At 67.6% G+C, this 12,760-nt stretch carries 10 protein-coding genes; 4 read left to right on the top strand and 6 right to left on the bottom strand.

Annotated elements, in window-relative coordinates; all coding sequences use genetic code 11:
• The first annotated feature begins 39 nt into the window (after positions 1-39).
• Complete coding sequence (locus tag ABE543_RS07925; protein ID WP_197601092.1) at positions 40-1,848, top strand: DUF885 family protein; 1,809 nt, start codon at positions 40-42, stop codon at positions 1,846-1,848.
• A gap of 100 nt (positions 1,849-1,948) precedes the next feature.
• Here the strand turns inward: ABE543_RS07925 and smrA are convergent, their stop codons facing one another.
• Positions 1,949-3,781: a multidrug efflux ABC transporter SmrA gene (gene smrA / locus ABE543_RS07920; protein WP_074900932.1), complete on the bottom strand. Its 1,833-nt coding sequence runs from the start codon at positions 3,779-3,781 to the stop codon at positions 1,949-1,951.
• A gap of 113 nt (positions 3,782-3,894) precedes the next feature.
• Positions 3,895-5,517, bottom strand: a complete 1,623-nt coding sequence (locus tag ABE543_RS07915) for a serine hydrolase (RefSeq protein ID WP_346475555.1) — start codon at positions 5,515-5,517, stop codon at positions 3,895-3,897.
• 110 nt (positions 5,518-5,627) lie between these two features.
• On the opposite strand from ABE543_RS07915, the gene ABE543_RS07910 reads away from it, so the two are divergent.
• From ABE543_RS07910 to ABE543_RS07900, 3 genes are all read left to right on the top strand, one after another.
• Positions 5,628-6,071, top strand: coding sequence for a VOC family protein (locus ABE543_RS07910; RefSeq protein ID WP_128990037.1), 444 nt, complete (start codon positions 5,628-5,630; stop codon positions 6,069-6,071).
• 68 nt (positions 6,072-6,139) lie between these two features.
• Positions 6,140-6,895, top strand: coding sequence for a DUF72 domain-containing protein (locus tag ABE543_RS07905; RefSeq protein ID WP_258391145.1), 756 nt, complete (start codon positions 6,140-6,142; stop codon positions 6,893-6,895).
• A 60-nt stretch (positions 6,896-6,955) separates the two neighbouring features.
• On the top strand, positions 6,956-7,903 hold the full coding sequence (locus tag ABE543_RS07900; RefSeq protein WP_053518775.1) for a DMT family transporter: 948 nt from the start codon (positions 6,956-6,958) through the stop codon (positions 7,901-7,903).
• Positions 7,904-7,912: 9 nt separating this feature from the next.
• On the opposite strand, the gene ABE543_RS07895 is transcribed toward ABE543_RS07900, so the two are convergent.
• From ABE543_RS07895 to ABE543_RS07880, 4 genes are all read right to left on the bottom strand, one after another.
• Complete coding sequence (locus tag ABE543_RS07895; protein ID WP_180875680.1) at positions 7,913-9,073, bottom strand: AAA family ATPase; 1,161 nt, start codon at positions 9,071-9,073, stop codon at positions 7,913-7,915.
• Positions 9,074-9,178: 105 nt separating this feature from the next.
• Positions 9,179-10,249, bottom strand: a complete 1,071-nt coding sequence (locus ABE543_RS07890) for a sensor domain-containing diguanylate cyclase (protein WP_065174678.1) — start codon at positions 10,247-10,249, stop codon at positions 9,179-9,181.
• Between the two features lie 74 nt (positions 10,250-10,323).
• Positions 10,324-11,046 carry a pseudouridine synthase gene (locus ABE543_RS07885; RefSeq protein ID WP_053518769.1) on the bottom strand — a complete coding sequence of 241 codons (723 nt, stop codon included), beginning with the start codon at positions 11,044-11,046 and terminating at the stop codon, positions 10,324-10,326.
• Between the two features lie 34 nt (positions 11,047-11,080).
• Positions 11,081-12,745, bottom strand: coding sequence for a diguanylate cyclase (locus tag ABE543_RS07880; protein ID WP_346475554.1), 1,665 nt, complete (start codon positions 12,743-12,745; stop codon positions 11,081-11,083).
• Positions 12,746-12,760: the final 15 nt, after the last annotated feature.

Raw genomic sequence — 12,760 nt, 5'->3', positions numbered from 1 at the left:
CGGCCTATGCTCGGGGTTTGACCCCGTACAGGAATGCCGATGCGCCCGCATCTTCTTGCCCTCGCCCTGGTCGCCGCCCTCGCCGGCTGCCAGCAGGCCGACGCCCCGACCGCCGGTTCCACCTCCGCCGCCAGCCAGCAGGCCGGTGACGCGGCAGCCGATGCGGCCTTTGCCGAACTGTCCAAGCGCGCCCTGGACACCTGGATGCAGTTGTCCCCGGTCAGCGCCACCCAGATCGGCGACCACCGCTACGACAGCGAGATCGACGACCTGAGTGCGGCCGGCCAGCAGAAGACTGTCGCCGCCTACAAGGCATTGCTGGGCGAGCTGGACAGGATCGACGTGGCCAAGCTGGGCCGGGAGAACCAGGTCGATGCCGCCATCCTGCGCAACCAGCTGCAGTCGGAAATCTGGAACGCCGAAGTGCTGCAGTCCGGCAAGTGGGATCCGCAGCTGTACAACGGCATCGCCGGCAGCGCGATCTACGGCCTGATGGCACGCGAGTTCGCGCCGCTGCCGGAACGGCTGAAGTCGGCCACCGCGCGCATGGAAAAGCTGCCGGCGATCTTCGCCCAGGCCCGCGAGAACCTCGATCCGGCGCGTGTGCCGAAGATCCATGCCGAGACGGTGGCCAAGCAGAACAAGGGCATTCTCAGCATCGTCGATACCTTCATCACCCCGCATATCGGCGAACTGCCGCAGGCCGACCAGCAGCGCCTGCAGGCCGCCATCGATGGCCTGAAGAAGGCCGTGGACGAGCAGCAGACCTGGCTGGACAAGACCCTCGTGCCGAACGCGAAGGGTGATTTCCGCATCGGTGCGGAGAAGTACGACCAGAAGCTCAAGTTCGCCCTCAGTTCTTCGCTGTCGCGGCAGGAGATCGGTGAGCGCGCGCGTGCCGAGCTCAAGCGCGTGCGCGAAGACATGTACGGCATCGCGCAGACGGTGCTGAAGGACAAGCCGGGCGCGCCGGAGATGCCGGCGCAGCCGACCGACGAGCAGCAGCAGAAGGCCATCGAGGCCGCGCTGGAACTGGCCTACGCCGACAAGCCGGCACGTGACAAGGTGGTCGACGACGCCAAGGCCGCGCTGGACCAGTCCACCGCGTTCGTGCGCGAGCACGACCTGATGACGCTGCCGGATGCGCCGGTGGACATCATCCTGATGCCGGAATTCCAGCGTGGCGTGGCCGTGGCCTACTGCGATTCGCCGGGCCCGCTGGACAAGAACCTGAAGACCTTCTACGCGGTGTCGCCGATTCCCGACGACTGGAACGACAAGCAGGTCGATTCCTTCCTGCGTGAGTACAACTCGCGCATGATCCACCTGCTGAGCATCCATGAAGGCACGCCGGGCCATTACCTGGAAGGCTGGCATTCGGCCAAGTTCCCCTCCACCCTGCGCGCAGTACTGCGGTCGGGCCTGTTCGCCGAAGGCTGGGCGGTCTACACCGAGCGCATGATGCAGGAGCAGGGTTACCTCAACAACGATCCGCTGTTCCACCTGGTGCAGCTGAAGTTCTACCTGCGCACGATCTCCAACGCCATCCTCGACCAGGGCGTGCACGTGGACAACTGGGATCGCGAGAAGGCGATGCACCTGATGACCCACGACGCGTTCCAGCAGGAGAGCGAAGCGGCCGGCAAGTGGGTGCGCGCGCAGCTGACCTCGGCGCAGCTGCCGACCTACTTCGTGGGCGCGCAGGAGCACTTCGACACCCGCAAGGCGATGCAGGACAAGCTGGGCGACACGTTCAACCTGAAGGCCTACCACGACCAGATGCTGTCCTACGGCGCACCGCCGGTGCGCTTCGCCCGCCAGCTGATGCTGGATCAGCCGATCGAGTAAGCGGCTGCGCTGGATGTGGATGATGAACGGCCCGGGCAACCGGGCCGTTCTTCTTTGCGCCGCATCCACGCCCTGCGCGGAACGGCCGCAGCCGAAGCGGCTACTGGTCGGCCGCCACGAACCCGCCGGTCTGCCGTGCCCACAGCCGCGCATACAGACCACCGGCCGCGATCAGCTCGGCATGGCTGCCGGTTTCCACGATCCGGCCCTGGTCCATGACCACCAGACGGTCCATGCGCGCGATGGTCGACAGCCGATGCGCGATCGCGATCACCGTCTTGCCTCCCATCAGTTCGTCCAGGCTGTCCTGGATCGCGGCTTCCACTTCGGAATCCAGCGCCGACGTCGCCTCGTCCAGCACCAGGATCGGCGCGTCCTTCAGCAGCACCCGGGCAATGGCGATTCGCTGGCGCTGGCCGCCGGACAGCTTCACCCCACGCTCGCCGACATGTGCGTCGTAGCCACGGCGCCCCTGCCCGTCCACCAGCGTGTCGATGAACGCTTCCGCACGCGCCTTGGCGACCGCAGCACGCAACTGATCATCGGTGGCATCCGGGCGCCCGTACAGCAGGTTGTCGCGGATCGAGCGGTGCAGCAGCGAGGTGTCCTGGGTCACCACGCCGATCTGTTGGCGCAGGCTCTCCTGTGTGACATGCGCGATGTCCTGGCCGTCGATCAGGATGCGGCCGCTTTCCAGGTCATACAGCCGCAGCAGCACATTGACCAGGGTCGACTTGCCGGCACCGGAGGGCCCGACCAGGCCGATCTTCTCGCCCGGCTTCACCACCAGGTCCAGGCCGGCGATCACGCCGCCCTTCTTGCCGTAGTGGAAATGGACATCCTGGAAGTGCACGCCGCCCTGGGTGACCTGCAGCGGCACGGCGTCCTCACGGTCCTGCACGGTCAGCGGCTGGGCGATGGTGGTGATGCCGTCCTGCACCGTACCGATGTCCTCGAAGATGCCGTTGATGGTCCACATGATCCAGCCCGACATGTTGTGGATGCGGATGACCAGGCCGGTCGCCAAGGTGATCGCGCCGACGGTGATGTGGCCACCGTTCCACAGCCACAGTGCCAGGCCACAGGTCCCGGCGATCAGGAAGCCGTTGACGATGGCGATGGCCAGGTCCATGCCGGTCGTCACCCGGGTCTGCGCGCGGTGCTTGACCGCCAGCTCCTGGATCGACTCGGCCACGTAGGCCTGCTCGCGGCCGCCATGGGCGAACAGCTTCAGCGTAGGAATGTTGGTGTAGCCATCGACGATGCGACCCATCGCCTTGGAGCGTGCTTCCGAGGCGATCCATGCCCGCTCCTTCGCGCGCGGCACGAAGTAGACCATGATCACCGCATAGGCGATCAGCCACAGCAGCAACGGCATCATCAATCGCCAGTCGGCCTGTGCGAACAGATACAGCGCGGTGCCGGTATAGACCACGATGTACCAGAGCGAGTCGACCATCTGCACGGCCGATTCGCGCAGCGACGTGCCGGTCTGCATCACCCGGTTGGCGACGCTGCCTGCGAAGTCGTTCTGGAAGAAGCTCAGGCTCTGCCGTACCACGTAGTTGTGCATCAACCAGCGCGAACGATTGCTCAGGCCGGGCACGATGGCCTGGTTGACCAGCAGGTTGTGCAGGCCGACCAGCACCGGGCGCGCGATCACGGTGATGAACAGCATCCAGCCCAGCTCATTGGCGTGACGTGTGAAAAAGCCGGCACCGGGCTGCTCGGCGACCATGTCGACGATGCGGCCCAGGTAATCGAACATCGCCACTTCCACCAGCGCCAGCAGCAGGCCAGCGATCAGCGTGGCCAACAGCACCGGCCACACCGGCCGGAGGTAGTGCAGGTAGAACGGCAGCACCCTGCGCGGCGGCATGCGCCCGTCCACGGGCGGGAACACCGGAATCAGGGATTCAAACCAACGGAACATCGCATTCCCTCGCCTCTTGCAACCGACGGAGTATCCCATGCCGGATGTGTACGCCAACCGACGATGCGCGGTGCCGGTAGCGCCGGCCCGTGTTCGCCGGGCATGGCCCGGCGCTACCGATCATGCGGCGTCAGTTGACTACCCGTCGCGGTAGCGCCGGGCCAAGCCCGGCCGCGGCAGGTGACCGGGGTGAACAGCAGGTCCTGGAAGTCGAAGCTGAAATCGGTCAGGTCGGAGATCGGCTGCATGCGCACCTCGCGCACCTTGCCATCCGGGTCGAGACTGATGTTCACGAAGGCATCGGCATTGAGCGAACGGTCGTCCCAGCGCACGATGAAGGTGTCGTGCTGCCAGTGCTCCAGCCGGCCGCTCAGCTGCGCGGTCTTCATGAAGCGCAGGCGCAGCCTCTTGCCTTCCGTGCTGATCTGCATGTCGCCATACCAGCGGTCGCGGAAGGTGCCGGTGTAACCGGCCAGCGGCAGCGAGGGAGTGCTGCCCCTGACACGCGCTGCCTGGTGCTTGGCCCAGGCCTCATCGGCCTTGTCCTGGCCCTTGGCCACGGCCTTGGCATAGGCGTCCACCCAGTCGTGCTTCTCCGCACCCAGATAGGCATCGAGCACGCTCAGCGTGATCGCGTTGAACGCAGCGCCCACTTCCTGGTTGGTCAGCACCACGACCCCCAGCTTCTCGCCCGGCACCAGCGTCAGCCGCGAGACCATGCCCGGCCAGCCACCGGTGTGCCAGACCAGCTTCTGCCCGCGGTAATCGCTCAGGCTCCAGCCTTCGCCGTAACCGGCGAAGTTCGGCCGCGCCGGTGCCAGCTCCGGCACGCTCGGCGCCGGAATCGACTGCGGCGTGATCATGCGCCACATCTGCTGCTGGCTCTTCGCGGTGAACAGCGGGCTGCCATCGGCCAGCGCGCCCTCGGCCAGCTGCACCTGCATCCAGCGCGCCATGTCGTGCGCGCTGGAATAGATGCCGCCGGCCCCGGCATTGTTCGACCAGGTCAGCGGTGCGACGGTGCGCAGATCCTTGAAATCGTACTTGGCGTGTCCGACGGCCGCCTTGTCGCCGGGCCGCAGGTGGTCGGCGTTGTAGCGCGTGCCCGCCATGCCCACCTTGTCGAAGATGCGGGTCTGCAGGAACTGCTGGTAGCTCATGCCGGAAACGTGCTCGATCACCTGCTGGGCGACGGCGTACAGGATGTTGTCGTAGGCATAGCTCTCGCGGAATCCCCCTTTCAACGGCACCTTGCCCAGCCGCTCCACCACTTCGGCATTGCTGTAGGCGGTGGCCGGCCAGAACAGCAGGTCGCCCGCGCCCAGGCTGAGGCCGCTGCGATGCGAGAGCAGGTCACGGATCGTCATCTGCCCGGTCACGAACGGATCGGACATGCGGAACGACGGCAGGTGGTCAATCACCTTGTCGTCCATCTTCAGCTTGCCGTCCTCGGCCAGCAGGTTCAGCGAGGTGGCGGTGAACGCTTTGGTATTGGAGGCGATCGCGAACAGGGTATCGGCCTGCACAGGATCCGGCCTGCCCTGCTCACGCACGCCCCAGCCGCGTTCCAGCACCACCTTGCCGTCCTTGACCACGGCAACGGCGATGCCCGGCACGTCGAACTGCGCACGCACGCGCTCGACGGTCGCATCCAGATCCTGCAGCTGCGGGGGCGTTGCAGCATTCGCCATGGTCGTGCAGGCCAGCAGCACGGCTCCTCCAATCCAGGTATTCATCCAGAACCATCTCCGAGCAGGGGTCGCGGCCATGTGCAGGCCATCACCGGGGTTTCGCGGGATGGTAACGGTCGCCGGCGCATCGTGCCCTGTGCCATAGGAGGGGTGCCATGGACGAGAACGGCCGATCAAGCAGTGGATCCACCATCATTCCATGCCTGCGCTACCGCGACGCGCTGGCGGCGATCGACTGGCTGCAGCGCGCGTTCGGCTTCCAGGCGCAGGCGGTGTACGCCGATGGCGACGTGGTGTTCCACGCGCAGCTGGTGTTCGGGCACGGCATGATCATGCTGGGTTCGACCAGCAACGACAGCGCGTGGTCGAAGCTGGCGGTGATGCCTGACGAAACAGGGGGCCGCCAGACCCAGAGCGCCTGCGTGATCGTCAGCGACGCCGACGCGCACTATGCGCGGGCCAAGGCGGCCGGCGCGCGCATCGTGATCGACATTGCCGACCAGGCGTATGGCGGCCGTGGCTACGCCTGTGCCGATCCGGAAGGCTACGTGTGGTGGTTCGGCAGCTACGATCCCTGGCGCGCGGACCACCGCCAGTGACCGCGCCGGCACCCGCCCCCATCCGCTGCGGCATCGGCGGCTGGGTGTTCCCGGAATGGCGCGGCGGCATGTTCTATCCGCCCGGCCTGCCGCAGCGGGAGGAACTGGCGCACGCCAGCCGTGCCCTGCGCTGCATCGAGATCAACGGCACCTTCTATCGCACCCCAACCCCGGCCCAGTGCGCGCAGTGGGCGTCGCAGACTCCGGCCGGCTTCCGCTTCTCCCTGAAGGCACCCCGCTATCTGGTGCAGCGTCGCGACCTGTCCGGCACCGTGGAGGCCGCCGCGCCGTTCCTGCAGGCAGCGATCGCCCTGGGCGACCGCCTCGGGCCGCTGCTGTGGCAGTTCGATCCCCGCCACCCTGCCGATGCCGGGGCACTGGACGCGCTGATGGCCCAGCTGCCCAAGCAGCTCGATGGCGTGGCGCTGCAGCACGCTGTTGAAATCCGCAATCCGCAGGTGCACAGCGCATCCCTGGTCACTGCCGCGCGCAGGCACGGGGTGGCGCTGGTCATCGAAGACAGCGACGAAGCCCCGCTGCACGGCGACGTCACCGCCAGCTTCGTCTACGCGCGCATCAAGCGCAGCCAGGCCCGTCTGCTGCAGGGGCTGCCTGCCGCCACGCAGCAGCGCTGGGCCGAACGCGCCCGGCGCTGGGCCGTCGGCGAGCCGGTCGACGACCTGCCATGCCTTGCCGGATCCGCCCCATCGACGCCACGAGAGGTGTACCTGCTCTGCATCGGTGCCGGCAAGGCACGCAATCCGGCCGCGGCGATGGCCCTGCAGCGGCGGCTGGACGACCTGCTCGGGTCTCAGGGGCGGTAAACGCGGCCAGGATCGAGCTGCCGACGCCCAGCGGTCACCGCCTTGCCGCACAATAGGCGGATGAGCACGCCCGACACCCGCAAAGCACTTTGGCAGATCCACTTCTGTGTCCTGTTGTGGGGCGTCACGGCCATCCTGGGCAAGCTGATCACCTTGCCGGCGCTGCCGCTGGTGTGGTGGCGCATGCTGCTGGTGACGGCGATGCTGGCACTGCTGCCACGGGTGTGGCGCGGCCTGCGCACGCTGCCGTTGCGGGTGGTGGCCGGATACGCCGGCATCGGTGCGCTGGTTGCCCTGCACTGGCTGACGTTCTACGGTGCGGTGAAACTGGCCAATGCCTCGGTGGCGGCGACCTGCATCGCGCTGGCGCCGGTGTTCACCTCGATCATCGAGCCGTGGGTGGCCAAGCGTCCGTTCCAGCTGCGCGAACTGGCCTTCGGATTGGCGGTTCTGCCGGGCGTGGCGCTGGTGGTGGGGGGCGTGCCGGATGGCATGCGGCTGGGGGTTCTGGTTGGCGCGCTGTCTGCACTGCTGGTGGCGGTGTTCGGCTCGCTCAACAAGCGCATGGTCAGCCACGCCGATCCGTTGACGGTGACTGCGCTTGAACTGGGGGCCGGCACCCTGACCCTGACCCTGCTTGCGCCGCTGATGCCCTACCTGCTGCCGGCCCTGGCCAGCCCGCTGTGGGTGGTGCCGGACCTGCACGACGGCATCCTGCTGCTGGTACTGGCGGGCATCTGCACCCTGCTGCCGTTCGCCCTCGCCCTGGTCGCGCTGCGCCACCTCAGCGCCTACACCGTGCAGCTGGTGACCAACCTGGAACCGGTGTATGCGGTGCTGCTGGCGGTACTGCTGCTGCGCGAGCAGCACGAAGTCACGCCCTGGTTCTACCTGGGCGTGGCGATCATCGTCGGTGCGGTCTTCCTGCATCCGCTGCTGAACCGCCGCAAGCCGTTGCAGCATCCGGAAATCCTCGGCACCGCGGAGGCCCGCAACGTCGCCGATTGAGCGGGCACGTCACCGCCGCGGCCAGTGCCATGCCGGCGCGTCCAGCAGGCCCTGCCCGCTCAGCAGCGTGCGGCCGTGTTCCTTGTGCAGATGCACGGAATGGCATGCGGGCGCCTGCTCCAGAGCGGCGATCAGGCGGCTGGCGTGCGACACCACCCACACCTGGCTGCGTGAACTGGCCGCCACGATCAGCCGCGCCAACGCAGGCAGCAGGTCAGGATGCAGGCTGGTTTCCGGTTCGTTGAGCACCATCAGCGGCGGCGGCCGCGGCGTATGCAGGGCAGCAGCCAGCAGCAGGAAACGCAGCGTGCCGTCGGACAGTTCGGCCATCGACAGCGGCCGCAGCAGGCCGGGCTGGTGGAACCGCAGCACCATCCGTCCATCCAGCACCTCGAATCCCACCGAAGCCCCGGGAAAGGCATCGTCCACCGTGCGAGCCAGCGCGACCGGGTCACCGTTTTCCAGGATGGTCACCCACGCTGCGGCCAGATCGCGGCCATCGTGGTGCAGCACCGGGGTACGCGTGGCCATCGCCGGCTGCCGTGCCGGGGCATCGGCATCGCTGCGGAAGTGATCGTAGAAGCGCCAGCGCCGGATGTACTCGCGCAGGGCGAAGGTCTCCGGCATGCGCTGCGGATCAGCTACCTGGGTGAACAGGCTGTCGAACAGCGACAACCGGTCGTCCAGCACATCCCAGCCACGTGCATGGCGCTGCCGCACCATCCCGCCCCGGCGATCCACCAGCTGACTGGCTGTGCGCAGGAAGGGACCGGCCCAGATTGCTTCGGCCTTGATCTGCGGGTCCAGGGCGAATGCCGACAGGCTGGGCGGCGGGTAACCGAGGTCGATGGCGTAGCCGTAGTCATCGGTGGCGAAACCCAGTCTGAGGCCTACCGGCTCCTGTCGCGGCCCTCCCTGCAGCGGAATCTCGCCTGCAGCTACCCGGCGGTCGATCCTGCCGGGCCCTGCCCACAGCGCCGAGCCCAGCCCACCCTCGCGCGCCAGCGCTGAGGCCACCCCGCCCTGGGCGGTTTCAGCCAGCAGGCGCAGCGCCCGATACAGGCTGGACTTGCCGCTGCCGTTGTCGCCGGTGATCACGTTCAGCTGCTGCAACGGCAGCACCAGCGTATGCAGCGAGCGATAATTGGCGACGGCCAGGGTCTGCAGCATGGTGGTCATCCTTGGAAACAAGGCAACCATGGTGACCCGGAGCGTTCGCACCCGCTGCGACCCGGCGCCATGCAGCGATGGGGCCGCCGGTTGCGGGCGGCCGGCTCAGTCCGCGAACTCCACGCGGTTGCGTCCGTTGCCCTTGGCCCGGTACAGCGCCGCGTCGGCACGGGCCAGGGTCTGGTCGACACTGTCGCCGGCGCGATGCATGGCCACGCCGATGCTGACCGTGACCGGAAAGCCGAGCGGCAGGTTGCCCACGGCCATACGCAGGAACTCGCACTGCACGCCTGCCGCGTGGAGATCCGTGTCCGGCATCACCGCCACGAATTCCTCGCCGCCATACCGCGCCGCCGTTCCGCCGCCGGCGAAATGCGCGCGCAGCAATGCCCCCAGTTCGGCCAGCACACGGTCACCGGTCGCATGCCCGTGGAAATCATTGATGCTCTTGAAGTGGTCGATGTCCAGCAATGCCACGCAAACCTGTCGTGGCTGGCCATCGGCATCGGCGAGGGACTCTTCCAGCGCGACCGCCATCGCCCGCCGGTTCGGAAGCCCGGTCAGTGCATCGGTACGGCTCTGTTCGGCCAGATCCGCGTTCTGTGCCAGCAGCACATCGTGATACTCGGACAACAGGCGTTCGTAGTCATCGCGTTCCAGCATGTGCTTCTGGATGTCCAGTGCAAAGCGGCGCAGCTCCATCACCAGCATCACCTGCCGTGACAGCGCACTGAGTGCCTCGGCCTTGGCCCGTTCCAGATGCTGCGGGCGCGCATCGAACACGCACAGCGTCCCGAGCGGCAGTCCGTCGGAACTGATCAGCGGTGCGCCGGCGTAGAAGCGGATGTGCGGATCGCCCACCACCACCGGATTGTCATGGAAGCGCACGTCCTGCAGTGCGTCCTCGACCACCATCACCTCCTGCGGCTGCAGGATCGCATGGCCGCACATCGATTCGCTGCGCAGGGTCTCGGTGGCATCGATGCCCTGGATCGACTTGAACCATTGCCGTTCAACGTCGATCAGCGTGACGGCCGCCATCGACGTGCCGCAGACCGCCTTGGCGATCACCACCAGATCGTCGAACGATCTCTCGCGTTCCGAATCAAGGATGCGGTAGCGGTACAGCGCTTCCAGGCGAAGCGCTTCATTGGCGGGCTTGTCGGGCTTGATCATGCAGCGTCATGTTCCGGCAGGTCTCGGCGGAGTCTATCCGATGCGCGGCCGGGCCGACGTCCGACCGCTGTCGTTTACCAGTCCTGCTGCTGCGGCAGCAGGCCGTGCAGCTCCTGCTCGGTCAGGTTGCGCCACTGGCCCGGCTTCAGCGCGCCGATCTTGATGTTGTCGATGCGGACGCGGCGCAGCTGGGTGACGCGGTAACCGAATTCCGCCGCCATCAGGCGGATCTGCCGGTTCAGGCCCTGCTCCAGGGTGATGCGGAAGCCGAATTTGGCGATGCGCGAGGTGCGGCAAGGCAGGGTCATCTGGTTGTGGATGCGCACACCACGGGCCATGCCGCGCAGGAACTCGTCGGTGACCGGCTTGTTCACCGCCACCAGATACTCCTTCTGGTGGCCATTCTCGGCACGCAGGATCTGGTTGACGATGTCGCCATTGCTGGTCATCAGGATCAGTCCTTCCGACTCCTTGTCCAGGCGGCCGATCGGGAAGATGCGCTGCTCGTGGCCGACGAAGTCGACGATGTTGCCCTTCACCGAGCTTTCGGTGGTGCAGGTGACGCCGACCGGCTTGTTCAGCGCGATGTAGACGTGGCGGCGCGCCCCCGGCTTGCGTGCGGTACGGGCACGCAGCGGCTGGCCGTCGACCAGCACCTGGTCGCCCTCGCCGACCACGGCACCGGTGCCGGCCGGATGGCCGTTGACGGTGACCCGGCGGGCGGCGATCAGGCGGTCGGCCTCGCGACGGGAGCAGAAGCCGGTATCGGCGATATGTTTGTTGAGTCGGGTGGTCATCGCCCTATTATCCGGCATCGCCGCCCTGTCAGGTTCATGCCGGTGCGGGTGGATCCAGTTCTTCGCCGTCGAACACCCGGTTACGGCCCGCGCGCTTGGCCACGTACATGGCATGGTCGGCCCGGCGCAGCAGCGCGGCCAGGTCGTCCTCGCCCGGCCGCCACTGGGCCAGGCCGATGCTGGCGGTCACCTCCAGCCCCGGCACCTGCAGGGCCTGGCAGGCCTCGGTGATGCGCTGGCGCAGGCGATCCAGCCGCGCCGCCGCCGCCTCGCGCGGCATCCCCGGCATCAGCAGCAGGAACTCCTCGCCGCCCATCCGCACCACCTGGTCCTGGCTGCGCACGGCGGCCCGCAGCGCACGGGCCACGGCGACCAGTACCTGGTCACCCACCTCATGCCCGTGGCGGTCGTTGATGTCCTTGAACAGATCAATGTCGAGGAAGCCGATCACCATCGGGCCACGCTCACGATCCACCCGTTCCAGATGATGGCCGAGCTCCCGCAGACCGGCGCGGCGGTTGGGCAGCCCGGTCAGGCCGTCGGTCTCGGCCAGCTGGCGCATCTCGTCACGCTGCTGGCGCAGGCGTCCCAGCCGCAGGTTCAGGGCGTAGGCCGCCATCATCAGCAGCCAGGTGATCGCCAGCTGCAGCGCCTCCACCCGGTACTCCAGCAGCCACTCCGCAGCGCAGGCGTCGGCGCCGATCAGCACCAGCATCGGCGCCAGCGCCGCCAATCCAGCCAGTGCCCAGCGGTCGCCACGCCACCGCGCCCCTATCCCCATCAGCAGGGAGACGCCGCAGCCGGCCAGGTAGGTCACCTGCAGCCCCTGCGCGACCCATCCGAGCTGATCCCAGCGCAGCCACGGCACCAGCGCGGCTACGCCCAGCAGGGCGCACAGGACCATCTGCTGGAGCAGGCGTGACTTCGGCCACAACCGGTCGCCACCGTTCAGCCACCACAGGGCAGGCAGCACCAGTGCCTGGCTCGCTGCCGTCAGCGCCAGCAGCCACCAGGCGCCACGCGTGCCGACCGGCAGCCACGGCTCCGGATAGCCGCTGAGGCCTCCGAGGATGGCCTGCCACAGCACCAGCACGCCGGCACCCGCGATGTACACCAGGAAGCTGCGATCACGGGTGGTCAGATAGGCCATCAGCGCCGACAGCGCCAAGGCCAGCGCCACCGCGATGCAGGCCGCGCGGACCAGCAGCCGCGCAGTGTCGTTCTGCTGCACCGGGCTGGGTGCGCCGAGCCGTAGCGTCGGTACCCAACGATCCTTCAGCGGCGTCTGCCACGAGACCAGGAATGGCTCGTGACTGCCGGCCGGCGGCACCGCAACCAGGCCCACGCCGGCACGGAAACGCGAGTCGCGGGTACGCGCATCATGCATGTCGCCGCAGATCTCCCGGTCGCCGTGCCGTACCTGGACCTCGCCCGCGAACACATTGAACACATCCAGCGCCTGGGGTTCGCCCGACCAGCCCGCCGGCGGCGCCGGCACCCGCACCTGCTGGCGTGGCCCGGCCAGCATCTGCGCAGTACAGGCGCGATGGGGCGTAGGCTCGGCGGTGGCAACGCCCACCAGCAGGTAGTCGGGACCGTGCATCGCCGCACCGGCCTGCGCAGGCCACGGCATTGCCAACCACACCAGCAGCACGACCAGCACCACCCCAGTTCCGTACTGCCACTGCCTGACGACCACGCCACATCCTGTTCT

The sequence above is a fragment of the Stenotrophomonas sp. TWI169 genome (assembly GCF_039674705.1).
Classification (GTDB): domain Bacteria; phylum Pseudomonadota; class Gammaproteobacteria; order Xanthomonadales; family Xanthomonadaceae; genus Stenotrophomonas; species Stenotrophomonas maltophilia_P.
The sequence above is the reverse complement of the archived record's forward strand: the minus strand, read 5'-3'. Positions and strand labels throughout refer to the sequence as shown.